The sequence below is a fragment of the Hominifimenecus sp. rT4P-3 genome (assembly GCF_051055405.1).
Classification (GTDB): domain Bacteria; phylum Bacillota; class Clostridia; order Lachnospirales; family Lachnospiraceae; genus Pseudolachnospira.
In genome coordinates, this window is record NZ_CP167068.1 from 2434366 (window position 1) to 2461316 (window position 26951).

The window sequence follows — 26951 nt, forward strand, 5'->3', positions numbered from 1 at the left end:
TTATTTATAGTCTTTCAGGAACTGAACCAGCTGTACCGCCTCTGCCGGGCCTACTACAACCTTCCAATCCGGCAGCTTCTCCTGTACTTCGCCCTTCAACACGGCTACTTTACCAGGCAGAATCAGCGTACGGTTCTTAATCTTTCCAGCGATATCCATCTCTGTAAAGAACTTCGCGATAGTAGAAGCGCTCAATTTTCCTGCAGCCCATGCGGTCAGAACGGAATATCCGCCCGCGTCGGAGATCAGCAGGTTGCACGGAACGCCGGAACGCTCCACCTCGCCGGAAACAACGAAATAGGTCAACGCGAAGTCTACGGTCACGATGCAAACCGCATTCTCGTCTGCGCCGTTTAACGGATAGATGCCCGGCTCCACCTTCATCGGCTTCTGCGGGTCCGTATAAATATTCTGTCTCAGGCCGTACAGCGGCAGAGCCTGAGCATAATTCATCTCCTCCATCACGATGATGGAACCATACTTTAAGGTAAACAGAGATGCCAAAGCGGCCTGCATGGTCTTATCGCCAGCCGCCAGAGCAGCCGCATTGACCAGTACCGGATAACCAAAGGTACGGTCCGTATTCTTGATTGCCGCACGGCGGATCTCCACCGCAAACTGATAAGCAGCTTTGATAGAAGCAGCGCTGGCGTTCAGGATCAAGTTCTTATTGCCCAAGCCTTCGATCTTTGCCGTCAAATCATAAAGAGCGTCCAGGCTGTCTGCCTTTACGCCAAGTACGACGCCGTACTTAGCTGCCAGAGCGTTCATGGCATCTACATTTTCCTCGGTAGCGCCGTTTAAGATCGGCTTTGCATCTTTGATCGCTTCCAGAGCAGCCTCGGCTGCTTCTGGACAATTGACATCCAAAATCACAGCGCGGCTGGGAACTGCAGCGGCTTTCTTCGCTAATTCTACATAAGCGTCTTTGTTGCCGCCGTAGGTCACGAACACCATCTCCACGAACATCCGCTCGCCGATACGCTCGTAATCTACTTTGGTCAATGCTTCCAGCTTTGCATCCGCGTCTGCGTCGGCATCCGATACCGATACCGCATACAGGTTTTTGCTGACGAACGTCTTCTCATGGCGGCACAGCACCGTCTCTCCGCCCATCTTAAAATCGCCGACCTGAACGGTCTTCATCGGCGGAGCAGTAGCCTCCGACAGCTTCGCAATTACATCCGCACCCATATGAGGACACTTTTCAATGGGAAGAGCGCCCTGAGCCACCTTCATGCAAAATGCCATACAGGTGGGAACACCACACTCTTTACAGTTTGTCTTCGGGGACAGTTTAAAAATATCTAAGCCTTTTAATGCCATTGTTCTTTTCCTCCTTCCGCTCGATTACATCAGCTCGTCGATCAACTTGGACACAGCAGCCACGGATTCCGGATGTCTCAGAATCACAGCATCGCTGCCGGCAGCCAAAACGGCCGTCGCAGTGACAACTTCCATGTCCACACCGCGCTCTTCCACGTCGCCCCATTCCGGCATGTCCGCTTCCGAAGCTACCGCTTCTTTTACGCTCCATGCCTCAGAAGCTACCGGAGTAATAATCGGCATCTGAAGGGTCGTATCATTCTGCCCTAAAGCAGCCAGACGAATCCGCTCCATGGTGGAAACAACATACTCAAAACCATAACCAGCCGCTGCGCTGCCTACGTTCATCACGATGCTGTCCTGCTTTACGCCCAACTGGGTCATCAGCACGTTCAGCTGTTTCGCTAAGTTGATATCTACGGAAGACTCTGCGCCGACTTTCTGATTAAAAGCCAGACCAGCGGAAGCGCCGACTGCCTTATAGGTCTCTTCCTTTGCGGCCAAAACCAAAATGTTTTTGCCCTGCAGCGCATCGGAAACCTTATTAAACAGTTCCGAATCTTTTTCGTTGTTCTTGCAGCCCATGATCACCAGCGGCAGATCAACCGCCTCGGAGACAGCCTTCGCTGCGGCGACACAGTCGTCCACGGAAGTATCGGCCCCATTGGGATCCGCACTCTCAAAGTGCAGGCAGAGGAAGGATACGCCTGGAAGTTCAGCCGCCTTCTTTGCCATATCTGCCATGGTTTCACAGCCAGCATAAAATTCTTTCAGGCGGGCCGGAGCACTCTCCATCATCGTGTCGCTGATCTCCATGCCCACCTTGGGAGCATTTTCAATCGGCGCGTCAAAGGAGTACAGCGGAAGTACATTCTCGCCACCAAGGGTTATTGCCTTTTCACCGGTGCCGAGTTCTACTGGTTTGATAGCAGCAGAAAATGTCTGAGGTTTGTTCTTGAACGGCATTGTTTTACTCTCCTTTTTTCTTTCTTCTATACCTATCTATTTGCACACGCATCCGAAACGGAGCGCCTTCATTCCAGTAGAATCTCACCGGAATGAAAAATAAGGCATCCCGGCGGCTGGATAAGGGCCGCCGGAAGTTATATTGATCTTCCTCTATTATAGCATCTCACTGCAGTTAGAGCAAGAAAATATGTCCTTATTTAGAATTAATTACCAGAAGTCAATTACATGAGCGGATCTAACGCCAGGGCCGGATGGCCTTTTTCCGACAGGAATTCCACCAAAGCTTCCGGATCTTCCGTCACTGTCTCATCAGCGATCATATCGGTAAAGTTCTCAATTCCATAAAGCTCCAGAGCCGTAGCATTCAATTTTTCCGCTACCTGGTCCTTCAGGGCCTTCGGCATCCAAACGATACGCTGCACGCCGCCTTCTGCTTTCATAAATTTCTTAGAAGCGATAAAGTGCTTGCCGTGTCCCATGAAACCAGGAGTCTGCACGCCGCCGCCGGTCATGGAAGCCATCTCCGAGAAGTTCATGCCCAACGGAGTCATACCTGCATGCTCACGGTTTACGATAACCACGCCGTTGGAGAAAGGCTCGATGCCGCAGATACACTCAAAGCAGCCGCAGCTGGTCATCGGATCTTCCATGATAGAATACAGGGAAACTACTTCCAAAGCGCCCTGGGAGTACTGACGGACCGCATCGTTGACCGTCTCCCATTTTCCAATCTCTTCGTCGATCACGCCGGTCTTTTCCACCACCTGACAAGGACCGCTGGGATCCAGCTCGTGGGTCGCCTTCGCATCCAGCCACGATACAGCGCCGCACAGACCCAGACGTTCCGGAGTCACGATGCAGACATGAGACGGGGAGAAGGACTGGCACATAATACAGGTATAGAATTCGTTTACCGTCTCATCGGTCAGAGACAGCAGACGTTCGTCACGCTTATCATAGATCACATTGGCTTCCTGACGAAGCTCCGCAACCTTGGCTGGATCGGTCACAATGGTAACCTGACACTTATCTACGACTACGTCAAACTCGCTCTTGATCTTTGCGTACAGAACCTCGCCAAAATGTCTAGCCCTAAAACCAGCTTCATATGTATCTTTGCTGACGCGGATACGGATCATGTCACGCTGGCCCGTATGCATCACGCCTTCGATACAGTTCAGGTAAGCGTGGAATTTCCGCTCAAACACCGGCTCGAAATCCGATTGCATCTTCTTTCCAGCTACATCCACAACCGTAGCCAGACAGATCTTCGAACCGACTTCAAATTCGTCGAAGTCCGGTCCAATCACCTCGATCTTGTGATCTTCCACCTCGGAAGCCTCGCGGGTGCGCACCAACTCCAAGCAGTCCACGCGGGAACCATCCGCTTCAAACTGCATATCGCCGCGGCGGATGATCTCGCCCTCGAAAGCGTTGGCAAAAGCCACCGGAATATCAATATTTGTAATCTTAATCTTAATTCCACGAGCTTCCAGAGAGGTTTCCACAAACTTGCTGGTATCTTCCTGGATAACCAAGCTCTTCGGAACACGCCACATATTTTCAGTTTCATTGGTGATAACCGGGAAGCCTAAAGAAATCGCGCCGGCACCGCAAGCTACCGTCATATCGTCTACGGGAGCGAAAGCGTTCACAGCGGCGTTCACGCGGTCAAAGGTATAACGGCGGATTCCATCATAGTCGCCCGGCTGTACCGCGCCAAAGATCAGCGCCGCACGGATGGCAACGGAAACCACGTGAGAAACGCTCCAAAGGTCATAACCTAACGGTACCACGCGGACATTGAAGCCCGTCTTCATACCCAGACGTTTCACCTGATCGATGATGCCGCCTACCATAAATACGAATACGCTCTTGCTCTGATAGCTCTTTACCAGTGCAAGTGCCTCCTCGTCCGTGGGAGCGGAACCGATAAATACGACAAATCCAGGGATATCTCCGGTAACCAACGGTACACCCAACTCACGCACTTCTGCGTCGGTGCAGTGTCCCCAAAGCGGATCATGTCCATAGGGATCCGGATTTCCGATGTATTTACATGCTTCAATTACCTCTGCGGCGCAGGCAGTCGCCACACCGGAAGTAAAAATATCGTGGGTTTTGTTCTCTCTGGTCATCTGGGACTTGATCCATTCCATGATCTCTTTTAGTTCTCCCAGATTGGTGACCTTTTTTCCGGACATCGCGTAGATACACGCCAGATAGTAAGCGGTATCCGGGAACGCTACCGGCTCGCTGTCCGCAAAACGTTTGCTGACGTCCGCCAGAGCTTCCTGTGCCAGCCTGTACATTTCATCTGAGCCGCTAAAGACTCTTCCAAATAAAGTTGCCACGGTTATCCTCCAAAATATTGTGATGTTAGTGTCAAAATCTTTCTTCTAGTTTTTTCTTGATCGCCCGGATCTCCTCGACAGCCTTTTTGTCAAAGTCATAAGGAGACTGCCCCTGGCGGTCTGCGTCGATCACATCCGCGCTGTAGTGGACAAAGCCGAGAAGATCTTCTTCTGGAATCCGGCTGCGAATGTATTCCTCATCCGCCTCATTCCGAACCTTGTTCGCCACCACGCGAACCTGTTTGATACCCAAATCGGTAGCAAGAGACTTGATTTTATTATAGGTCTGAACACTTCTAGCCCCCGGTTCCACCACGACCACAAACTGATCCATGTTCTCCGCGGTGCCGCGGCCCAGATGTTCCAGTCCAGCTTCCATGTCCAGGATGACCACGTCGTCATCCATGATGACCAGATGAGAAATCAGGCGTTTTAAAATCACATGTTCCGGACAGACGCATCCGGCTCCGGCCACATCCACGGTTCCCAGAACTAAAAGCTTCACACCATTGCAGGATTTGGCAAAAAGGTCCGGGATATCGTCCACTTTCGGCGTCAATTTAAAGAATTTCATAATGCCGCTGGGATCTACGCCAGTCCGCTCATTGACAAAATCCTTCATCTTGGAAATCGGAGTGATGCTCATCAGTTCTTCTTCTGGAAAACCAAGAGCCAAACCCAGGTTTGCGTCCGGGTCCACATCCGCTGCCAGAACAGGACGTTTTTCCTCAGCATAGAGCCGAGCCAAAATTGCGGCAAAAGTCGTCTTGCCGACGCCCCCTTTTCCGGTCACTGCTACTTTCATGTCTGACTCCTTCTTTCTATTACGGAGAGAAAGGTCCTGGTTAGATGCCCAGAGCCGTTCTCTTCTCTTCGATCGCCTGAATCATCGCATCTCCAAGCTTATCGATATCCAACTCTACATGGAACGAAGCGCCGACCCATTCCTTCAGGCCTTCCTGCAGCAAGCCGTCGACTACCTCTGAACCTTTTACGTAAGGATATACGCCCAGGTAAGTATCGATACCGGTAGCAACTACATAGTTTCCAATGGAAACTGCCTTCTCAGACATCCACTCCGGCGCACAGCCGACAACAGGAAGCTGATCGATGTTCCAGCCGGAATCCTTTGCCAACTCGCTGACCAGAATCATCATACGGCTGATATCTACGCAGGACCCCATATGAAGAACAGGTGGAATATCCGCCAACTCGCAGACACGTTTCAGTCCGTCTCCGCAGAGATCCTTCGCTCTCTTATCCATCAAGCCCGCCTTGGCCGCAGCCTGAGCCGAGCAGCCAGATACAACCAAAACAATATCATTTTTAATCAGCTTTTTCATCAACTCAATGTGAGCAGTATCCGGACGTACCTTGGGGTTGTTGCAGCCTACCATAGCCACCGCGCCGCGAAGTACGCCAGAACGCATACAATCCACCAGAGGTTTGGTGGTACCGGTGATATCCACAAAGCTGTTGGTAACGGTATCCAAGGTTTTCACGATTCCCTCGTAAGAATAACCAACCGTAGCTTTCTGTTTCATATCCGGGATATGTACCAGCTCTTTCTTCCGGTTCGGGAAGTTCTCCACCGCCAACTGTACGATCTGTTTCGCTTTTTCGCCTGCAGTTTCACAGTCAAAGTGAATAAACTTCGTATAGGTCATCCGAGCCACGTCGGAAGTAGTAATAAATTTAGTATGGAAACATTTGCTCAACGGCCCTAACGCCGGGAAAATACACTGTACGTCCACGACGATCGCTTCGCAGGCGCCGGTCAGAACCACATTTTCCTGCTGCAGGAAGTTTCCTGCCATCGGAATTCCGTGACGCATCGCGACTTCGTTAGAAGTACAGCAAACGCCGGCAATGTTGATGCCCTTTGCGCCAACCTTTTTCGCCAGAGCCAGCATCTCCGGATCTTCCGCATATTTTACAATCATCTCAGACAGAGACGGATCGTGGCCATGAACAACGATATTTACCATATCCTTTTCCAACACGCCTAGATTTGCCTCTGTGTCCATCGGCATCGGAGTTCCAAACAACACGTCGGAAAACTCCGTTCCCATCATAGAGCCGCCCCAACCATCAGACAGACCGCAGCGCAGGCTCTGTTTCACCAACGCTTCCGCCAGAGAAGAACATCCCATATGAGTCATGTGCATAGCGCGGGAAACCTCACGGTCGATCGCGCGAGGCGCAATTTCCTGCTCTTCCCAAATCTTCTGGCGTCTTTCCGGAGCTCTCTTTAAAAACCGCTGATAGCCGAAGGGTTTTCCATACTCCATCAAACCGGTTTCCGCCACTTCATGGGCAACGTCATAGATGTCTCTGCCTTCCGTGGGGATATCCCATTCCTTTGCAATCTTCAGCAATTTTTCCGTATCCGTTACATGGTAGTTTCCGTCTGCACTGGAATTGTACAGGGTATGGCAAATCTCGCGGCCGTGATCAGAGTGGGTCGCCGAGCCGCCTGCCGTGAACCGCAGATAATTCCGGCCTACAATGCCGTGAATATCGCAGCCGCAAATCCCCTTCGGAGCCCGCGGAGTAATCCGGCAAGGTCCCATGGAGCAAATCCGGCAGCAAGTTCCCTCTTCGCCAAATTTACAGTGGGGGGTCTGATTTTTCACGCGCTGCTGCCAAGAATCCGCGCCAACTTTCGCGCCGGTTTCCAGCAGTTTGGCAGTAGCGGATTCCATCTCCTCTACTGTTGTGAGTTTAAAATTGTCCATAACTCCTCCTCATCGTATCTTTTCCTTAATATCTATATTTAAAGCCTATACCTTCAATGGAAAATAGCTTGTATATTCAAAATTATAATTCCAATTGACGAAGCAATTCCGCCAGCGCCTTTCGAACCGGCGCGTCCTCTGGAAGCTGTACCGTAGGCTTTCCTGCCAAATCATATTCATAGACCAAGGAATCCGCCGGCAGCACGCCCAAAAGATCTAACCCCTGCTTTTCGATTTCCGCCTGAATCGCCTCGTCCAGTTTTTCCTCCGGAGCGCGATTTACAATCAGCTTTACCGTCTTCACATCCATCTGAACCTCTTTTACCAGATGGGCAATCCGGCCGACCGCCTGAATTCCCCGGCGGGAGCAGTCGCTGACCAATAAAATCGTATCTACCTTCGGCAGTATCCCACGGCTGATATGCTCCATACCCGCCTCGTTATCCACCACAATATATTGATAATTCCCCGAAATACGGGAAAGCTGCGCCTGCAGCAAACCATTCACAAAACAATAACAACCGGAGCCCTGGGTTCTCCCCATCACCAGCATGTCATAATCATCCTCTTCAATCAAAACTTCGCTGAATTTATAATTCAGGTAATCCTGTTTCGACATTGAAGGAGGAATCGGGCTGTCTTTTACCATTTCCGCTTTCGCGACCTCTTCCCGCAGATCCCCTAACGTAAGCTCCACGTCGACGCCCAGTACTTCGTTTAAATTCGAATTGGCATCCGCGTCCACCGCCAGCACCGGACCATTCTTCTTCCGGCACAGATGATCGATCAAAAGGCCACAGATAGTAGTTTTGCCGACGCCGCCCTTGCCGGCTACCGCAATCGTATAAGCCATTTCGGTAATCTCCTTTCCTATGTTGCTTTCGTTTCGAGGACGCCATACCGGAGACTGCCGCCTGGCAGCCTCCGGTCCAAAATCCACGCCATTACAGAAGATCTACAATGCCGGATTCCTTTACGATTCTCGTAACGTCCTCATACTTATTCAACGCATACAGATGAATGCCGTCGATACCGCAAACTCTGTAATCGTCAATCAGTTTAATGGTGTACTCGATACCTTCTTCTTTGAACGCCGCTTTCTTCGCTGCAATGGATTCCTCGGACTCGCCAGGGAAAATCCAGTGGTGGGTGATCACTTCACACAGCTCTCTCGGCATCACGCAGGCATTCCGGGACAGGCACATATTGATCACAGCCTGGCTGTCCAAAACCGGCATAATACCGATATCAACCGGCAGCCAAATTCCAGCATTGCGGATTGCATCCAGCCAATAGCGGAACGCATCCATATCAAAGCAAAGCTGCGTCATAATGTAGTCCGCGCCTTCGTCCTGCTTCTGTCTCAGGAAAGCGATGTCAGCCTCCAGGCTGCGGCAAGCGATATGGCCTTCCGGAGAGCCGGAAACAGCAATCGTGAACTTATCGCCAAACTCCTGGCGGACAAATTTCACCAGTTCCGTCGCATAGTGCAGGTCGCCGTTGGTTCCGGTCCATCCATAGGGCAGGTCGCCGCGCAGAGCCAGCATATGGTCGATACCATGATCCAGGTAGCGCTGCAGCTGCTCTTTAATGCCCTCCTTGGTGTTGCCGATGCAGGTAAAATGAGTTACCGGCGTCGCTACTCCAGCCGCCTTCACTGCGTCCAGAACTTCCAGGTTCTTTCCTACGTTTCCGCCGCCGGCGCCGTAGGTGCAAGAGATGTAATCCGGATTCAACTGATACAGATGCTCCAGCGTTCCACCCTCGCCTACCAGCTTCTTCATGCCTTCATCCGTCTTTGGCGGAAATACCTCGAAGGAAAAAGCCATCCTCTGTTCCATGATTTCACTTACTCTCATCTCATACCTCCTGATATGTAATTGTATATTTGTTAATTTCTTAACATATATGTCACAAAATTATCATCACTAATGACAATATCATTTCCACCAAAAAATGTCAAGAGGAATCCCCCCCTAGGGGTTATTTTCTTTTTTTCTTTTATATTCCCATATTTTTATTATGTATATAAGGAAAAAAGAAACTGCCGCCTGCAAAACCCAACCGCTGCCGCAGTTCCTTTTCCCCTTATCCTGGGACGTTTCAATCGATAGGAGTAAAAGAAAAACGTTGTCTCAATCCCGCAATGTTGATATCAAAGATCTCCGTTCCGTCCGGTCGGACATCCTTCTCGATGGACGCATTCTTTCCCTGACAGAATTCTCTCACATAGGCTTCCGGATCCTCCACGTCTTTCTCCTCGATATGGACGTCCCGCATCTGATTATTCGAACACTGATTAAAAATTTCCCGGACAATCTCGTAGGATTTCATACTGTCTCCTTACGCACATTCAATGACAACAACATTTTTTACCAGATCTACCGCGCTGAGTTTTCCTTCCAGAGAAATTTCTTCCCCCAGCACATCGGTCAATACAATCTTTCCTCCCTGAAATCCAATATTGCTGACATATTTGCAAATCAAATTTTCCGGTGACTGCTTATTTTTATAAGCGGCTGCCAAACACATAACTGCTGCCTCCTTTTCTATATTTTGTAGATTTGCCAAAGGCAAATCTTTGATGTCACTGCCGGACGGGCCCCCCGATTGCTTCGCAATCCGGGTATATTTTTGTAGATTTGCCAAAGGCAAATCTCTGATGCCACTGCCGGGCGGGCCCCCCGATTGCTTCGCAATCCGGGTATATTTTATTGTTTCAGCAAAGCGAATGCCGCGCGGAGTTTCAGATTGCCTTCCTTAAAATCCGCTACGCTTCCCTCAATCTCATCCGCCGCGTCCGCAAGTCCTAAGTCTCTCATATTTTGCGCCAATTCGGAAAGTTCCTCCGCATGATGCTCATTATGCGCTACCATATATCCCAGCAGGGCAACCGCTTCTTCCTTCGTAGCAGAAGCCGCTTCATGATCATGATGGTGATGATGATGTCCCATATGCTCGTCGTGTCCGTCGTGCATCGAATCGCTCCCTTCTAAGTCCCTTTCCCCAGGACCATTTCTCATTTTTTCCTTCCATCGTCAAAAGCATCCGCCCTAGGAGCCAACCCCACTCTTCTCTGACCGCGCCCCTGTCAACGGAAGGTATCTTTGTTAATTATAACACAAGGCATAGAAAAGAAAAGGGCTTTTTTAGGGGAATTTAGGAAAATATTATGAAACTTTCGGCTGATATTGTAAACCATTTCGTTGTGACAATATAGGCCTTTTTGATTGACACTCAGTTTGTTTCAGGCTAATATAAAAAATAGTATCTGAAAAACTTACCTTCCATTGGCAAGAGTACACACGGGCAAGGCAGAGCATATTTTGCTTTTGCATCGTCTGTTTCACGCTTCTAAAGAAATCAAGGAGATTCTAGCCGTGAAAAAACTTCGCGCTTATATCGCTCAGTTTGTACGGGCGTTTCGATTTAACAGTACTTTTTTTCAGACGTTTCTCGTGGTTCTGATTTTAAGCACCCTTCTTTTTGGGGCTTTTTGTTTCTATTCCCTTTATCGGGAAAATGAAAATCTAAAAGAGAACGTTGAATCCTCCTATCTCAATATGCTGGAGACCACTTGCACCGCTACAGAACTAACCTTACAAAATATGCAGCAATTAATGCAGCAGACCATCTGGCGGAAAGAATTTGCCAACGCGCTGATTCTCCCCACTTCGGACGACTATGCTCGCACGCTCAATATCATCACGCAATTGTACCGTCTGGCGGAGAATTATCCTTTTATTGAAAAGGCCTATCTCTACACCCCGAGCAATCAAATGGTCTATAGCTCCGACCTTTCTTACTTGCCTGCAGAAAAGTCCAAGGATAGCCTGTTCCTCAATCAGGATGCGCTGATGTCCTACACAGGCGCGCGCCCTTCGGAGGATTCCAATGCGCTCTTCATCAAAAAACTGGACGAGCATCTGGTTCTCTGCCAGCATCTTTATCCGGATAACATCGAAAGCATTGGCGTTTTAATTTTTTGCTTCAATTCATCTGCCCTGGATTTATCTCTCTATGAGGATGATCCGGCTATTTCCGACGCCTTTTATGTCTTTGACCGTCAAGGAATTCCCGTGTTCTCCCAGACGGTCCCGGAATCTGCGGCCAGCCAGGCCGCACTCCTGCTCGATCAAAATGGAACCCTAACGAAAGGCTCCCTTCAAAAGCAAGATGACCTTCTCTATTTTTACTATATTTCTCCTGCCACCGGTTGGCTCTACCTGTATCCTGCCGACGCGCAGACCTTTGATTTTCAACCGTCTGTCGGCAGGATACTTTCCCTGCTCTTTTTGGCGCTCTTGCTCGGTCTATTGTTCTCCCTGCAGATTGCTTACCGGGCAAATCGCCCTATCCGCAGCCTGTTAAAAGAACTGTCCAATAGCAGTACGGATGACATCGAAGCAAAAAATGACATCGATTATCTGACGAAAATCTATAGCCATGCTACTATCCAAAACAAACATCTCCGTGAAGCGATTCAGAGCATCACCCCTCTGGTATTGGAGCGCCTGTTTTCGGATATCTTAAATGGACGCGCGCCGACAGAGGAAAGTATCGATGCCTCGCTAAACAGCATTGGTCAGCCCTTTCCACGCCAATCCCGTTTTCTGGCGTTGGCTCTAGAAGTTTCCAGCAAACAAAACGCAGAATTATCCGTTTTGGAAATGAATCTTCACTTACTTCAAATTCGAGATCTGCTTCCTCGCATTTTGCCTGTGGAATACCAAAGTTGTCTCGTGTCACGGGAAGGGCAATCGGCTATCCTTATTTTGATTGCACCGCCGGAAACCAATGAAAGCGACATCCAGCAAACCATTTTTCAATTGACTCATGCGCTGCAGAAAATGACGCAAGCTACGGCCTACCAAATAGAAACAGGCTGCGGAAATATCTATAACCGGATTGCTGATGTCCGTTATTCCTACTTAGAAGCGCAGAAAAATTTGAATCGAAAGCGATTTTATGGTGAGGAGGACGGAGAAATGGAACAAGAAGGCCTTCCGTCTCAAAATCCATATTTGGAAAGAATCAACCAAATCTTTTCCTATATTCAAGCGGACAATGCCGCCAAGGCATTAGAGCTTGCCGAGCAAATGATCGAAGAAATCGCTGCCAGCAACCTAGAACCAGTCCTCGCAAAACGTCAGTATCACCTATTTTTACAAACGCTGATTGAAACCACGGATACTTTACACATTGGCAATATGGAGTCCCTGCTCCGTAAAAAAGTACGTTTGGACTCCTCTTTGGAACAATATGCTACCGGTAAAGAGCTGCAAGCTGCGATCCGCGCATTCTGTCATGATGTGATCGGCAGCATTGACAACAAAAACAAGAAGAAATCCTTCCAACATGTGGTCCGGATCAAAGAATACATCCACGCCAACTATTCGGACAGTAATCTATCCCTTTATACAGCAGCCGAACAAACGGGAATCAGCCCTTCCTATTTAAGCCGTCTGTTCAAGCAAGAGATTGGGACTTCCTTTGTCGACTATGTCAATGATTTTCGTGTAGAAAAAGCCAAACACTTCTTGGAATCCACGGATCTTTTGATCAAAGACATCGCCTATCAAACCGGCTTTAACTCCATGCAGAACTTCTTCCGCATCTTCAAGAAATTAACCGGAGTATCGCCGGGAGAATACCGGCAGAACCAAGGGAACACACCTTAACAAACATTCCTAAGAGGAGGCCAGTTCGGATATCCCATCCGCCGGCCTCCTCTTGCTGTTACTAGAACCCTCCCTTAACTCTATCCATCATCCTATAATCACGCTTTTTCCCCATTCCGCTCTAACGTATACACCTTCGGCTATACCCCAAAGTTAATCCCTCCCAATCCCCACAAAAAATCCCTCTCCCCACCAGCGTGCCCAAAGGTGGGGGAGCTCGAGGGGGAGGGCTGCGGGCTTCGCACTCCGAGCTGCCCTCCCCCTCGTATCCTCCTAAAAATCAAATATCTTGATATCTATCTCATATTTTTACTTTTTCCCCAAATCCGCGACTCGCACCGAAATATTTGAATTGTTGGAACCAAAAATTCCTTTTATACTGATACCAGCTCAAGGGCCTGAGCATCCAAATTTGAGAAAGGAGCGGAAACGAGATGAAACGAATTCTAAAATTTTTGGATTCTCATTTAGAAGAGTATCTGATCGCCATTTTATTGATTCTTCTAACCATGATTATGCTGCTGCAAATCGTTATGCGGTACGTGTTCAACAACTCTTTATCTTGGCCGGAAGAACTCTGTCGGTATTGTTTTGTCTATATTACCTTTTTAACATTAGGATACTGCGTCCAACGCGGTTCCATGTTAAGACTGGATATTATTCAAGAAATTCTGCCCAAAAAAGTCTGGGCTGTGCTTCAGGCAATGGTTCACCTGGTAACTTTAGCATTCTTTGTCTGCATGTTGGTCTATTCTTTTGACCTTCTTGCCTCCATGCAAAAGACAAACCGGGTCAGCGCAGCTTTAGGAATTCCCTATACGTACATCTACTTATCCACGGTGCTTGGTTTTGCCCTTGCCCTCATTCGAAGCATACAGGTCATCTGCAAACCAATGATCCGTCATTTTTCAAAAAGGAAGGAGGGTGACTTATGACAGCGATTCTATTTATCGTTTTCCTCGTCTGCCTTGTGCTCTCTTTTCCGGTAGCCATCGCCATGGGGATGGCCGCCATCACACCAGGGATTGTTGACCCGACCTTCTCTGCAGATGTTGTTTACATTATTCGGGCAATGGTCGTTGGAATTGACTCTACGCCCATTCTAGCGATTCCTCTGTTTATTCTCTCCGGCACCATCATGGCCCAGGGAGGAATTTCCGGCAAACTGTTCGATGTATTTGCGTACTTTTTAGGAAGACTGACCGGCGGACTTCCCTGCGCGGTTATCGTCACCTGCTTATTTTACGGAGCGATTTCCGGCTCCGGCCCCGCAACTTGCGCCGCCGTAGGAGCCATGACCGTACCGCTTTTGGTTTCCCTTGGATATGACAAAGCATTCTGCTCCGCCATTGTGGCCACAGCCGGCGGGCTTGGGTTGATCATTCCACCCAGCATCTCCTTTGTCAACTATGCGTTGGTAACCGGAACCTCCGTAACGTCCCTGTTTACGGCTGGAGTTTTACCCGGCTGTCTGATCGCGCTGTTCCTGATGGCTTATTGTTACTTTTACTGCCGTTCCCACGGGGAAGATAAAGAAAAAGTAGCCAAGAACTGCGCCGCTCTCCACAGCCGCAGCTTAGGACGCGTCTTAAAAGAAGGATTCTGGGCTTTACTCTCGCCAGTTATCATTCTGGGCGGTATTTACAGCGGTATCTTCTCTCCGACAGAAGCCGCCTGCATCTCGGTGGTATATGCGGTGATTGTATCCCTCTTTATCTACCGTTCCGTGAATCTAAAACGTCTTTGGAGCCTGATTCTGGAATCGGTCCAGTCCTGCGCCCCGCTCTGCGCGCTGCTGGCTCTGGCTACTGCGTTTAGCCGCGTTTTGACGATGCTAAACGCGCCTCAGGCGCTGGCTGAATTCATCTCCGGCTCCATTGCCAGCAAGGTATCCTTCCTGATCCTGCTGAACGTAGCCCTTTTGATTCTCGGTATGTTTATTGACGGAGCTCCGGCAATCCTGATCCTGTCTCCGTTGTTGATGCCGATTGCAGCCAATTATGGCATCGATCCGGTCCACTTGGGCGTCGTCATCGTCTGCAACCTGACGATTGGGTTGGCATCCCCGCCTTTTGGGCTCAACTTATTTGTCGCCAGCTCTACCACTGGTTCTCCGGTCATGGAAATTGGAAAGAAAGTCATTCCCTTTATTCTGATGTTCCTGATCGCCCTGATTTTAATCACGTTTATCCCGCAGATTTCCCTCTGCCTGGTTTAATTCTTTATACCGATACAAAGGTAACTCGATTTTGATGCCCTGCCTCTTAGGAATATACGGCATCAAAATCACACATTATAAATTAAGGAGGAAAACATTATGAAAAAACTCATTGGCTTAGCACTGGCGTGCTCACTGGTACTCACCGCTTGCGGAAGCGGTTCCACATCCACCACGGCTGCGCCTACTACCGCGCCATCGGAGACAACGGCAGGCGCGGCCACGGAAGCTGCTTCTAACGAAGCGGAAACTACGGCAGCGGCACCCTCTGGCGAGGCAGAGTACAACTTTACCATTGGAACTTCCGCCACTAAGGATTCTGCCATTGGAAAAACCATGCAGTATGCAGCCGACTTGATTGCAGAGCGCACCAACGGAAGAATTTCTATCACCTGCTATCCGGATTCTCAGCTAGGCTCCGACGCCGAGCTGGTGGAAGGCGTACAGCTTGGAAACGTCACCATGGTAATCGGCAACACGGCTCCTCAGGTTGCCTTTGTTCCTAGCCTTGCGCTTTTCGACTTGCCGAACACCTATGACGACATCTCCGTCGCTCAAACGGTCCTGGCTGGTTTTACCGAGAAAATGGCTGGAAGCTTTGAGGGCACCCAGATGCACTTGTGCCAGCTGTTCCCGACAGTTTTCCGCTATATGTCCAGCAACAAGGAAATCAAAACCGTAGATGATTTCAACGGCATCAAGATTCGTACCATGACCAACAACAACCACATGGCTTACTGGAATGCTTTAGGCGCTACGGCTACCCCTCTGGATTTCAGCGAACTCTATATCGGCCTGCAGCAGGGCCTGGTAGACGCCCAGGAAAATCCTCTGGACATCTTCCTCAGCTCCAATTTCTATGAGCAGCAGAAATACGTTATCAACACCAAGCATATTGCTTTTGTTGCAACCATTCTGATGAATCAGGAAACCTGGGACAGCCTCCCGGCTGATCTGCAGCAGACTCTGACCGAGTGCTTCACGGAAATCGGCCAGTACGGCACCAAGGTAGCCCAGGAAGCAGAGTCTCAGAATATCCAGACAGTCAAAGACAAAGATGTAGCTGTCATCGAGTTGGACGATGCTACTTTGGCAGCGATGAAAGAAAAGGCACAGCCGGTCTATGATATGGTCCGCGAAGCTGTCGGCAGCGAGCTGGTAGACGAATATTTGGCTGCTATCGAGGCTTCTTCCAAATAAAAGCCTTACCTTCCATTGACAAGATAATATGACCAAAAAACGCCCGGAATTCCCATTGGATTCCGGGCGAAGCAAATCAAAAGGAGGACTAATCCTATGATCCCCAAAAGAAAACCTGCTGTTCCTATTCCTGCTTCCGCCTTTGGCCCCAGTTCTGAAACCACTGTCACCTGGCTTTCCGGGGCTGGATTTTTGATCAACTGTCACGGTACTTGCCTGCTCATTGATCCAGTGCTCACCAAAGACCCGGAAGATTCTTCCAAGAGTGAATGTGGTCTTCCGCTAAAGGTAGATTTTCCTATTCTGGCGGAAGATATCCCAGAAAACTGTACGGTCTTCTACACGCATGCCGATGGAGACCATCTTGGACCAGCCACGGCGAAAACTCTCGCCCAAAAGAAAATACCGATGATCGGAACATTGGCTGTCTTTGAACGCCTGGCCCGTCTCGGCGTCCCGCCGGAACAAATTCAAGTGCTGCGGACAGAGGAAAACATGGAGCTGGACGGCATCCGTATCGAATCCACGCCGGCCGACCATCCCTGGCAGTTAAAAGATTTGAAAAGAGGCGGCCGTCCCTACCGTTTCGGAGACTGCTGCGGATTTATTTTCAATACTCCTGACGGACGCCTTTATTTTCCAGGTGATACGCGCCTGATGGAACAACATTTCCGAATCCAAAATATTGATCTGCTGGCTTTGGATGTATCCACCTGCGAATACCACCTGGGCCATACTTCCGCCGTCATTTTGGCCAATCAGTTCCCCTCGGCTTATCTGATGCCGTTCCACTACGGTACCTACGACTGTCCGGAAATTGCGGCCCACAAGGGGGAGCCGGAGGATGTGTATCCGCAGATTACTGGCAGCGAAAAGCGCGGATTGATCCTAGCGCCCGGCGAGCCATTTGTTCTTCAATAGGAAATTCCGCCAAGCGAAATTCTTTCTTATCAAAAAGTCTCTGAGTTAAAATAGGTTAGAATCGTTTGTATTTGCAGGAGCGTTAGTACTTCTTCGATTCCGGAAATTTGTATTAGGAACAAAAATAAGACTGTTTGAGCGCAGCGAGTTTCTTATTTTTGTGACTGCTTTTTACAAATTCCCAGAATCCTAGAAGTACTTGCTCCGAAACCCTACAAACGATTCTAACCTATTTTAACCAGGAAACTTTTCTGACAATCCAATGAACTCTTACAACACCCGCCCAACAAGGATACTCCACACCGGAATCGTAAACAGAGACAAAATTGTCGTCAACACCACTGTTTTCGTCGCAAATTGATAGTCCCTATCATAGCGGGCCGCCAGAATGGCCGTGGTAGTGGCCACCGGCATCGCAATCAAAATCACGCTGACACTGGAAATCAGCTCTGGCAAACCAGCCAGCTTCACTCCAGCCAACACAATGCCCGGAAGAATCACCAGACGCAGCACACTCATCCGAACGGTTTCTCGGCAGATAATCGTCCGCAAATCCACCTCCGCCAGAATCGCGCCGATCAAAAGCATGGTCACCGGGGTCATAGCGGAGCTGAATCCTGTGATCGTCTTCGTCAAAAAGACAGGCAGCGGAATGGGAAAAAACAAATACAAAAGTCCCAGAAGGACAGCGATAATACAGGGGTGGGTCAGGGCCGTTTTCACCACATTCTTTTTATCCACCGGCACGAAGCAGGCAAGGCCCACGGTCCAGTAAAACAGCCGCACTGGGACCAGAAAAACTGAAGCCAGGAGCAACCCTTCCGAACCATACATTCCCTCTACCATAGGATTTCCGAGAAAGCCTGCGTTGGACACCATGATGCCATAACGCATCACGCTTCGTTTTCCGTCTTCCATTTTCCGAAATAGAATTTTACTTAACAGGTAACAGAAAATCTGAATTATCAGAGAAACCAGCATCACCGTCATCATCTGCGAGACCATGGAATGATCCGCATTAAAAAAAGCGGCCAGCATATTGCAGGGAATAAAAAGATTGATCGTAACATCCGTCAAGCTTTTCTTTGCCTCTGGAGTGACGATCTTCTTTTTTGCCAAAAGCATCCCGATCAGCACCATACAAAACATCATCCCCTGCATTTCCAGCAGGCTTTCCATATCAACCATGTCCCCATCCCTCATTTTCTTTTCCATCCAAGCAGCCAAGAGCGTTTTCCTCTTCTGGGCAAACATTCTCCGGTTTGTTTTCATTTTAGCACAAATCATGGGCGCCGGGAAGAAGAATTGACTTTTTCGAATCGATATGCTATGGTGAAAGCGACTCATGTACGAGAATTAAAATCTGTATAAAAGGAGATTTGTATTATGTTTGAAGTTACCAATACGAAGAACGCCCCCGCGGCTATCGGCCCTTATTCCCAAGCCATCGCATTTTCCAATCTGGTGTTTACCTCCGGCCAAATTCCTCTGGACCCTCAGAGTGGTGAAGTTGTCGGAACCACCATTGCCGAACAGGCGGAACAGGTGATGAAAAACCTGGGGGCCGTTCTGGAAGCCAATGGGTTAAATTACGAAAACACGATAAAGACCACTTGCTTTTTGGCCGATATGGCGGACTTTGCCGCTTTCAACGAAGTATACGGCAAATATTTCACTGGAAAACCCGCTCGTTCCTGCGTCGCAGTAAAACAACTGCCAAAGGGCGTGCTCTGCGAAGTGGAAGTCATTGCGGCAAAAGAGTAAAGGTTCTCACAAGGCGAGCTTCACACGCCGAAGTCTTTCCGCTCTGGAATAGAATAAAAAATACGAGGGAGAACATCTAGTCTTCTCCCTCGTATTTTTTAATCCAAATGAATCTCCGCCAATTCCTTTGGCGGAACAGCCTTTGTAGAATCTTTTACCGATTTCTTAATCGCTTGGGAGGCTTTATTAATAGGTAGAATCGTACCCGCTCCGGCTACGCAGCCGCCGGGACAGCCCATCCCTTCGATCAGACATCCGTCCATCTTTCCAGCCTTAGCCATCATCAAAATCTTCCGGCATTCCGCCAGCCCTTCTGCATGTTCGATGTTAACTTCCACATCCGGATAATACGTATTGATACACTTCTCGATTGCTTCCGCCACACCGCCTGCTACTGCATAACCGCGGCCAGCGCCAGTCGCGTCATGAAGCTCTACCTCTTTGTCATAATGATTGATATCGATTCCCTTCGCTTCAAAAATCGCGTCCAGTTCTTCAAAGGTAATGACAAAATCCACATCACTGCGGACACTGTGTCTGGACGCCTCCAATTTTTTCGATGCGCAGGGCCCGATGAAAACTACGCGGGCATTGGGATGCTTCTGCTTGATGGTCCTGGCCGTAGCTACCATGGGAGTCAATGCATTGGAGATCTTATCAATCATTTCCGGAAAATACAGCTTTGCCAGCATGGACCAGGACGGGCAGCAGGAAGTCAGCAAAAACGGCAGATCTCCATTTACAACCTCCTCCACATAATGGCGGGCTTCCGTCGCCGCGCCCATATCCGCTCCCAGGGCCACTTCATAGACTTCTGAAAAACCCAGCTCCATCAACGCCGCTTTCAGCCGCTTGGGACTGCCGTTGGGGCCAAATTGCCCGACGATGGCAGGCGCTACTTCTGCCACAATTTCCCCGCCCTCTTTTAACGCCCGTATCAACTGGAAAATCTGGGATTTATCCGCAATTGCGCCGAAAGGACAGTTCACCATACACATGCCGCAGGATACGCAACGGTCCGGGTTGATGTAAGCGCGGCCAAGATCATCGCTCTCAATGGCATTGACGCCGCAGGCTTCCGCACAAGGGCGGATCTCATGGGCAATTGCGTCATAGGGGCAGGCAGCCTTACATTTTCCACATTTGATACACTTTTCCTGATCAATCTGAGAATGGCCGTTTACCATGGAAACCGCACCCTTGGGACAGACTTCCAGGCAAGGATGGGCCACGCAGCCCCGGCAGTTGTTGGTCACTTTATATTCATTAGCCGTACAAGCGTCGCAGGCAGACGGAATCACCTGCATCAACGGGGGCTCATAATATTTTTCCGAAATATTGCTCTCATCCAGCCCCGCAGTCAAATGGACCGGCGTATCCTCCGGACGCAGGCTCATGCCCATCGCCAGACGGACTCGTTCCGAACAAATCGCCCGCTCCCGCCAAATACTTTCCCGGTAATGCGGCTCGTCACCCGGCGTGATTTTGTAAGGAATCGCCTCGATGTCGTCATTGAGATTTGCTGACTCATAGGCGACACGGGCAATCTCTGTAAATACTTGTTTTCTCAACCGCTTCACTGCGGTATCCAATCCTCGAATCATCTTATTTCTCCTCTTATCTACAATACCTTCCTAGGATACGACAAAACAGAAATTTTGACAAGAGGTTTTTCCTGGTTCTTAAAATGCTTTTTTACCTTCCATTGCAAAAGGGATGCCGCTTGCATGTGGCATCCCTTTTTTCTCTAAAACTCTCACCGGCAATCTCGCCAGCCAATACTTCTTATTTTTCCATCTGCCACGCCTCATGATCCGTGTGCAAAAGCTCATGGGCCTTATGAGACATGGGTTTATCCAGGAAATCCTGATACAGCTGAGTAATTGCCGGATTCTCATGGGAGAACCGGATCGGATTCGCCTGATCCAGTTCATACAGATACTCGCTCCGAAGTCCAGCCAATTCCTGTCCGTCATGGATTGGCTGTCCGCCGCCGCCAACGCAGCCGCCAGGACAGGCCATGACCTCCACAAAATCATACCTCACTTCGCCGCGGCGTACCGCTTCAATCAGCTTTCTCGTATTACCAAGGCCGCTGACCACCGCCACTTTGACTTTCGTTCCGGCCATATTAAACTCGCCTTCCCGCCAGCCGTCCGGCTCCCGAATCGTCTGGAAGGAATCCGGCGCCGGATTCTTCCCGGAAATCAGATAGTACGCGGAACGCAGAGCCGCCTCCATCACGCCGCCGGTGCTGCCAAAGATAACGCCAGCGCCTGTTCCGACGCCAAGAGGGCGGTCAAACTCTTCCGCTTCCAGAGCTTCTACCATAATCCGGTCCGCCCGAATCATCCTTGCCAGTTCTCTGGTCGTCAGTACGCAGTCTACATCCGGTCCAGCCCCTGCATCGTTCATCACCGGAATCGCAGCTTCATGTTTCTTCGCAACGCAAGGCATAATCGAAACGCAATAAATTTTCTCCGGGTCCACATTCAGCAGCTTGGCATAGTAGGTTTTTGCCACCGCGCCAAACATCTGCTGGGGAGACTTGGCCGTCGAAAGCCGCGATACCAGTTCCGGATATTGGGATTTCACATAGCGGACCCATCCCGGACAGCAGGAAGTAAACATCGGCATCCCGCTTTCACGAATCTCATCAAAACGGGCGAGAAACTCGCTCCCCTCCTCCATGATCGTCAAATCCGCCGAAAACGTAGTGTCAAATACATAGTCAAATCCTAAGCGGCGCAAAGCAGCCACCAGGCGGCCCTCCGTAGCCTTCTCTCTGGGAATATTCATATTCTCCGCCCAGGCTGTCCGCACTGCCGGAGCCACCTGAACCACGGTAATCTTTTCTGGATCCGCCATAGCACTCAGCACCTGCTGCCAATCATCACGGGCATGCAGCGCCGCTACCGGGCAGTGGGTCACACACTGTCCACAGAGAACACAGTCCGACTGCTCGATCTTCCGAACGCCGGATACGCCGATGGTAGTACGGCTTCCTGTATTTGCAACGTCCCAGACGCCTACGCCCTGTACTTTGTCGCAGATCTGAACACAGCGCATGCAGCGGACACATTTCTCTCCATGACGCACCAAAGGAAAGTCCTTCGGCCAGGGTTCTTCTTTCCAGTCATCCGGGAATGGATTGGAAACAATGCCCATATCATTGGAAATCTGCTGTAAGGTACAGTTCCCGCTTCTCTCACAAATCGCACAACGGCTGTCGTGCTGGGACAAAAGCAGCTGCACATTGGTCCGGCGCGCCGAGCGTACCTTGGGACTATTGGTATAGATTTCCATTCCTTCCTGAACCACATTGTTGCAGGAAGTAATCAGTTTATCTTTGCCGACAAGCTCTACCAGACAAATCCGGCAGGCAGCAATCTCGTTGATCTCTTTCAAGTAGCAAAGGCTCGGAATACGGATTCCCACGGAGGCAGCCGCCTCCATCACCGTTGTTCCCTCAGGAACCGCCACCTTCTTATCATCTATTTTCAGGTTTACCATCTGGAATTCCGGCCTCCTTTCAAGATTCCATAGCCAAAATGATCGCACCGCAGACAACGGCTGCACTCCTGAGCCGCTTCCTCGTCCGTCATTCCTCTCTCAATATGTTCAAAGTTTTCCCGCCGCTCGCCGCTTCCAATTTCTCTCAGGTTCACGCGTCCACAAGGCTTTTTATCGGTCAGGTTTGCGCTGGGAATTTCCACGTCGCAGCTAATGTTGTGATGGAATCCAAGATATTCGTCGATATTGGCAGCCGCTACTTTTCCAGCTGCAATCGCGCGAATCACCGTAGCCGGCCCGGTCACGCAGTCTCCGCCTGCAAATACGCCTGGAATATCTCCCTCTAAGCTTCCATCTACCGTCTGTAAGACGCCGCGCTTTACCTCCAAGCCGAATTCCTCGAAGTGAGTCGTCTCAATGCCCTGGCCGATGGCGGTAATCACCACATCACAAGGAATTCTTTCCGGCTCTTCTTCCGAATTTACCGGACGGGGACGGCCCTGGGCATCCATCGCGCCGCAGATCTGTGGCTGTACCCACAATGCAGCCACATTCCCCTCCTCATCGGTCTCAATTTTCAAAGGAGCATTCAGAGTGATCAATTCCGCGCCTTCCGCGATCGCGCCTTCCACCTCATCCGGCATAGCCGTCATATCATTTCTGCGGCGCCGGTAAGCCACCATGACCTGAGACGCGCCCAGGCGGATCGCAGTACGAGTACAGTCCATAGCCACGTTTCCGCCGCCGACAATAACGACTCGTTTTCCTTTCAGATCAATCGGACGATCCATTCCTACGTCGCGGAGCATCTCCACAGCAGAAATGACATTGCCCTCCTTTACCTTTCCATCCGGCTCAATCCCAACCTTCTTATTGGTCTGAGCACCTATCGCAACATAAACCGCGTCAAACTGCTCGTGCAGCTCGCGGATGGTTACGTCTTTTCCTACATTTACATTCATATGTACTTGAATTCCGGTAGAAAGAATCGCGTCGATATCTTCCTGCAGACGCTCCCGCGGGAACCGGTAAGCCGGAATTCCGTAACGGAGCATACCGCCCAGGTGCGGCTTTTCTTCGTACACATCCACCTGATGTCCCATCAAAGCAAGATAATAGGCTGCGCTGAGTCCACTGGGTCCGCCGCCGACAATGGCTACCCGCTTTCCGGTAGAAGGCTCATTGGAAGGCACCAAAACCGTATCTGCATGGGCGTGATCCACAGCCACACGTTTGATTCCGCGGATATTGACAGCGCTGTCAATCATATTGCGCCGGCATCTAGCCTCGCAGGGGTGCTCGCATACCATCGCGCAGGCCGTTGGAAATGGATTGTCCTTACGAATCAGGCGTACAGCGTCCGCATAACGCCCTTCTCCCACCAGGGCAATGTATCCTGGTACATCCACGCCAGCCGGACACAACGCCACACAAGGCACCGGTTGGGTGATTCCTGCCGCACAGCGGCCGCGGCGGATATGGGATAGATAGTCTTCCCGGCAGCCCTTTAGGCCGTTCAGCACCATCCTAGCCGCATCATAGCCAATGGCGCAATCTGCAGAAGCCTCAATATTTTTCGCAGTCTGCTCAATCAAATCCAGCGTCTCTAACGTTGCTCGATTCTCTAAAACATCCGTCATTAGGCGCTGCAGCTGCCCTAGACCAACCCGGCAGGGAACACATTTCCCGCAGGACTGGGCGTGGCACAGACGCAGAAAAGAAATCTGCAAGTCCACTGGACAGAGCCCCGGAGCGCTGGCCGCAATGTGCCGTTCCAGGTCCAGATACAGGTGCTCCATCGTGAGCTGTGCCTCATCCGGCGTTGAAATCCTCAGTCTACTCATCGCATCCTCCTCTAACTCATAAAGTTCTCAAATAATACAAACGATCTTTGTCAATATCCTAACAAATTCCCGCATGTAACATCTTATAACATTAAGCCGAATCTTGTCAAGAAGTAGAAAGCGTTTCCACGGTTTCTACCGTCAGAAACGCTTTTTACTTTCTTTTTTCTCTTATTTAAAGTATTCTTTCGCTGCTTGCATCAAATAAACTGTATCTTTTACTCCTGCAGTTTCATACGGTGAATGCATTGCCAGCTGGGGCAGACCGATATCAACGGCGCTTACCGCTACCTGAGACATGGAAATATTCCCCAGAGTCGATCCGCCAGGCATATCCGAACGGTTAGTAAAAACCTGAAGAGGCGCTCCCGCTTCCCGGCAAATTTCTTTCCACACAGCCGCAGACAGACCGTCGGTACAGTACTTCTGATTTGCACTATATTTTAACACGATACCTCCGTTCAGATAGGGATGATTCACCGGATCTGATTTCTCTCCATAATTCGGATGCACTGCATGAGCGTTATCCGCAGAGACCAGAAAGCTTTTCGCCACCCGGCGCAGATAATCCTCCCATCCTCCGCCAAGGGACAGGCTGATTCGCATCAACACATCTTTCAAAAACGGTGAGGCAGCGCCCTGCCTGGTGCCGCTTCCCACTTCCTCATTGTCCAGCATACAAAAAACAGCCGCGTATCGCCTCTTTTCCCCAGCTAGGAATCCTTTCAGTGTAGAAAATGCGCACTGGAGATCATCCAAACGGCTGCTGGAAAGGAACTCTTCTTTCGCCCCCCAAATCGTTCCTTTTTGCCGGTTGTACAAAAATAGATCGTGACCGATGATCTCTTCCTCCCGCACTCCAGCGGCCTCCGCTATAATCCGAAAGAAAGTTCCCTTCGCCGCCGCGCTTCCGTAAAGAGGAAGCAAATCCTTTTGCGCATTGTAGGTCATGCCCTCATTGGCCTGGCGATTCATATGAATGGCCAGATTTGGAATCAAAAGCAAGTCCCGGTCCACATCAACCAGCCTTCCGGTTATCTTTCCCCCTTCCTTTACAGCCACCCGGCCTGCCACAGAAAGCGGGCGGTCAAACCAGGGAGCGCAAAGCATACCGCCATATCGCTCTACATTCAGCTTAATATAGCGGCCGTCCGCTTCCATCTCTGGATTTTCTTTTATTTTAAAGCTAGGGGAATCACTGTGGCTGGCAGCAATTCGAAATCCGTTCCATTCTCCCTCCGGCAGAGCAAATGCAATCACAGAAGAATCATTTCTTGTGGTAAAATAACGTCCGCCTGGCGTTAACTGCCAGTGTTCTTCCTCCTTCTGTTCCACAAATCCATGTTGTATCAATCGTTCTTTCACCGCAGCTGCCGCGTGAAAAGGGCTGGGGCTGCACTCGATAAATGCTAACAATTCTTTCGATATTTCCTGGTACATCTGATACTTCTCCTTTCTCGTTCGAAAAATAAGCATGAAGGGGCCAAACCACCGCATATACTAGAGACAAACAACTGGAGCGGAATGAAATGAAACAAAAAGGCAAACGAAAAAAACATTTTCTCCTGGGAGGAATTCTCCTTCTCTTCCTGGCTGGACTTGTCTCACAGGCATTTTCCTACTGGCCTTCTGTGATGGCTTCGGTCCAAGTAATGTTAGGCAAAGAGGCCCCTATTTCCCAAGTACAAACCGACAAAAAATTAGCTGCCCTTAGCTTTGACGCTGCCTGGGGCGACAAAGATACGGCAAGAATTCTAGAAATCCTAAAAAAACACAATGTCAAAGTCACCTTCTTCATGACCGGCGGCTGGATCGACAGTTTTCCGGAAAATGTAAAAATGATCGCAGCCGAGGGACACGATCTTGGAAACCACAGCGAAAATCACAAGGAAATGAGCAAGCTGACCGAACCGGAAATTCGCGATGAGCTGCAATCTGTCCATAAGAAAGTAAAAGAGCTGACCGGCGTAGACATGACGCTCTTCCGCGCTCCCTACGGCGATTGGAAAGAAGAACTCATCACCACCGCTCAGGATATGGGGTATCAGTGCATCGGCTGGAATGTTGACAGCCTGGATTGGAAAGACTACGGCTCGGATTCCATCGTCAAAACTGTCTGCAATCACAGCAATCTAGGAAACGGCTCGATTATTCTGCTACATAATGGAGCCACCTACACAGCAGATGCCCTGGAGGCAGTAATCACCGGCCTTCAAGCGCAAGGATATGAATTGGTACCGATTTCCCAGTTATTACTTGCGGGAAAGACTGGCACAAATCTCTCTCCAAAACAGGATGCCCAGAACTAAGTTGTTCATCCTATCATTGATCTATCTTTTTTAGTATACTGAAAAGCTCCATGGGAATCAACTATTTTCCTATGAAAGAACAGAATTTCGCTCTGAGAAATTCTCCGCTGAAAT

General features: G+C 49.8%; 22 protein-coding genes. 7 read left to right on the top strand and 15 right to left on the bottom strand.

Going from position 1 to position 26951, the window contains the following annotated elements:
• From acsC to ACCC71_RS11250, 10 genes are all read right to left on the bottom strand, one after another.
• Complete coding sequence (gene acsC, locus ACCC71_RS11205) at nucleotides 1–1326, bottom strand: acetyl-CoA decarbonylase/synthase complex subunit gamma (RefSeq protein WP_434309710.1); 1326 nt, start codon at nucleotides 1324–1326, stop codon at nucleotides 1–3.
• A gap of 24 nt (nucleotides 1327–1350) precedes the next feature.
• Nucleotides 1351–2292 carry an acetyl-CoA decarbonylase/synthase complex subunit delta gene (gene acsD, locus ACCC71_RS11210; protein WP_434309711.1) on the bottom strand — a complete coding sequence of 314 codons (942 nt, stop codon included), beginning with the start codon at nucleotides 2290–2292 and terminating at the stop codon, nucleotides 1351–1353.
• Nucleotides 2293–2516: 224 nt separating this feature from the next.
• Nucleotides 2517–4607: an acetyl-CoA decarbonylase/synthase complex subunit alpha/beta gene (gene acsB / locus ACCC71_RS11215; RefSeq protein WP_434311850.1), complete on the bottom strand. Its 2091-nt coding sequence runs from the start codon at nucleotides 4605–4607 to the stop codon at nucleotides 2517–2519.
• A gap of 73 nt (nucleotides 4608–4680) precedes the next feature.
• Nucleotides 4681–5454 (bottom strand): AAA family ATPase, encoded by a 774-nt coding sequence (locus tag ACCC71_RS11220; RefSeq protein WP_434309712.1) that lies wholly within the window; start codon nucleotides 5452–5454, stop codon nucleotides 4681–4683.
• 40 nt (nucleotides 5455–5494) lie between these two features.
• Nucleotides 5495–7387 carry an anaerobic carbon-monoxide dehydrogenase catalytic subunit gene (gene cooS, locus ACCC71_RS11225; RefSeq protein ID WP_434309713.1) on the bottom strand — a complete coding sequence of 631 codons (1893 nt, stop codon included), beginning with the start codon at nucleotides 7385–7387 and terminating at the stop codon, nucleotides 5495–5497.
• 82 nt (nucleotides 7388–7469) lie between these two features.
• Nucleotides 7470–8240, bottom strand: a complete 771-nt coding sequence (locus ACCC71_RS11230; RefSeq protein ID WP_434309714.1) for an AAA family ATPase — start codon at nucleotides 8238–8240, stop codon at nucleotides 7470–7472.
• Nucleotides 8241–8331: 91 nt separating this feature from the next.
• Nucleotides 8332–9246 carry a methylenetetrahydrofolate reductase gene (locus tag ACCC71_RS11235; protein ID WP_434309715.1) on the bottom strand — a complete coding sequence of 305 codons (915 nt, stop codon included), beginning with the start codon at nucleotides 9244–9246 and terminating at the stop codon, nucleotides 8332–8334.
• 244 nt (nucleotides 9247–9490) lie between these two features.
• Nucleotides 9491–9721, bottom strand: a complete 231-nt coding sequence (locus ACCC71_RS11240) for a hypothetical protein (protein WP_434309716.1) — start codon at nucleotides 9719–9721, stop codon at nucleotides 9491–9493.
• 9 nt (nucleotides 9722–9730) lie between these two features.
• Nucleotides 9731–9919, bottom strand: coding sequence for a CooT family nickel-binding protein (locus ACCC71_RS11245; RefSeq protein WP_434309717.1), 189 nt, complete (start codon nucleotides 9917–9919; stop codon nucleotides 9731–9733).
• A 179-nt stretch (nucleotides 9920–10098) separates the two neighbouring features.
• The gene (locus tag ACCC71_RS11250; RefSeq protein ID WP_434309718.1) at nucleotides 10099–10410 is read right to left on the bottom strand and encodes a cobalt transporter; all 312 of its coding nucleotides are present in this window, start codon (nucleotides 10408–10410) and stop codon (nucleotides 10099–10101) included.
• A 357-nt stretch (nucleotides 10411–10767) separates the two neighbouring features.
• Between ACCC71_RS11250 and ACCC71_RS11255 the strand changes: the two genes are divergently transcribed.
• The 5 genes from ACCC71_RS11255 (at nucleotide 10768) to ACCC71_RS11275 (ending at nucleotide 17407) form a co-directional block, all read left to right on the top strand.
• Complete coding sequence (locus ACCC71_RS11255) at nucleotides 10768–13068, top strand: helix-turn-helix domain-containing protein (protein ID WP_434309719.1); 2301 nt, start codon at nucleotides 10768–10770, stop codon at nucleotides 13066–13068.
• A 434-nt stretch (nucleotides 13069–13502) separates the two neighbouring features.
• Complete coding sequence (locus ACCC71_RS11260) at nucleotides 13503–14003, top strand: TRAP transporter small permease (protein ID WP_434309720.1); 501 nt, start codon at nucleotides 13503–13505, stop codon at nucleotides 14001–14003.
• Nucleotides 14000–15286, top strand: coding sequence for a TRAP transporter large permease (locus ACCC71_RS11265; RefSeq protein ID WP_434309721.1), 1287 nt, complete (start codon nucleotides 14000–14002; stop codon nucleotides 15284–15286). The genes ACCC71_RS11260 and ACCC71_RS11265 overlap by 4 nt, the downstream gene beginning before the upstream one ends.
• Before the next feature lie 99 nt (nucleotides 15287–15385).
• Nucleotides 15386–16486, top strand: a complete 1101-nt coding sequence (locus ACCC71_RS11270; protein ID WP_434309722.1) for a TRAP transporter substrate-binding protein — start codon at nucleotides 15386–15388, stop codon at nucleotides 16484–16486.
• A 96-nt stretch (nucleotides 16487–16582) separates the two neighbouring features.
• The gene (locus tag ACCC71_RS11275; protein ID WP_434309723.1) at nucleotides 16583–17407 is read left to right on the top strand and encodes an MBL fold metallo-hydrolase; all 825 of its coding nucleotides are present in this window, start codon (nucleotides 16583–16585) and stop codon (nucleotides 17405–17407) included.
• 270 nt (nucleotides 17408–17677) lie between these two features.
• Here the strand turns inward: ACCC71_RS11275 and ACCC71_RS11280 are convergent, their stop codons facing one another.
• Nucleotides 17678–18634 carry an AEC family transporter gene (locus ACCC71_RS11280; protein ID WP_434309724.1) on the bottom strand — a complete coding sequence of 319 codons (957 nt, stop codon included), beginning with the start codon at nucleotides 18632–18634 and terminating at the stop codon, nucleotides 17678–17680.
• 159 nt (nucleotides 18635–18793) lie between these two features.
• Here ACCC71_RS11280 and ACCC71_RS11285 point away from each other — a divergent pair, with 159 nt between their 5' ends.
• A complete protein-coding gene (locus ACCC71_RS11285; protein ID WP_434309725.1) occupies nucleotides 18794–19171 on the top strand; it encodes a RidA family protein in 378 nt (125 codons plus the stop codon).
• Between the two features lie 98 nt (nucleotides 19172–19269).
• Here the strand turns inward: ACCC71_RS11285 and ACCC71_RS11290 are convergent, their stop codons facing one another.
• From ACCC71_RS11290 to ACCC71_RS11305, 4 genes are all read right to left on the bottom strand, one after another.
• Nucleotides 19270–20775 carry a 4Fe-4S dicluster domain-containing protein gene (locus tag ACCC71_RS11290; RefSeq protein WP_434309726.1) on the bottom strand — a complete coding sequence of 502 codons (1506 nt, stop codon included), beginning with the start codon at nucleotides 20773–20775 and terminating at the stop codon, nucleotides 19270–19272.
• Between the two features lie 181 nt (nucleotides 20776–20956).
• Nucleotides 20957–22684, bottom strand: a complete 1728-nt coding sequence (locus ACCC71_RS11295) for an NADH-dependent [FeFe] hydrogenase, group A6 (RefSeq protein ID WP_434309727.1) — start codon at nucleotides 22682–22684, stop codon at nucleotides 20957–20959.
• Nucleotides 22678–24528 carry an NAD(P)-binding protein gene (locus ACCC71_RS11300; RefSeq protein ID WP_434309728.1) on the bottom strand — a complete coding sequence of 617 codons (1851 nt, stop codon included), beginning with the start codon at nucleotides 24526–24528 and terminating at the stop codon, nucleotides 22678–22680. The genes ACCC71_RS11295 and ACCC71_RS11300 overlap by 7 nt, the downstream gene beginning before the upstream one ends.
• 171 nt (nucleotides 24529–24699) lie before the next feature.
• Nucleotides 24700–25968, bottom strand: a complete 1269-nt coding sequence (locus ACCC71_RS11305; RefSeq protein ID WP_434309729.1) for a M18 family aminopeptidase — start codon at nucleotides 25966–25968, stop codon at nucleotides 24700–24702.
• Nucleotides 25969–26057: 89 nt separating this feature from the next.
• Between ACCC71_RS11305 and ACCC71_RS11310 the strand changes: the two genes are divergently transcribed.
• Entirely contained in the window at nucleotides 26058–26837 is a 780-nt protein-coding gene (locus tag ACCC71_RS11310; RefSeq protein WP_434309730.1) for a polysaccharide deacetylase family protein, read from the top strand.
• Nucleotides 26838–26951 lie beyond the last annotated feature (114 nt).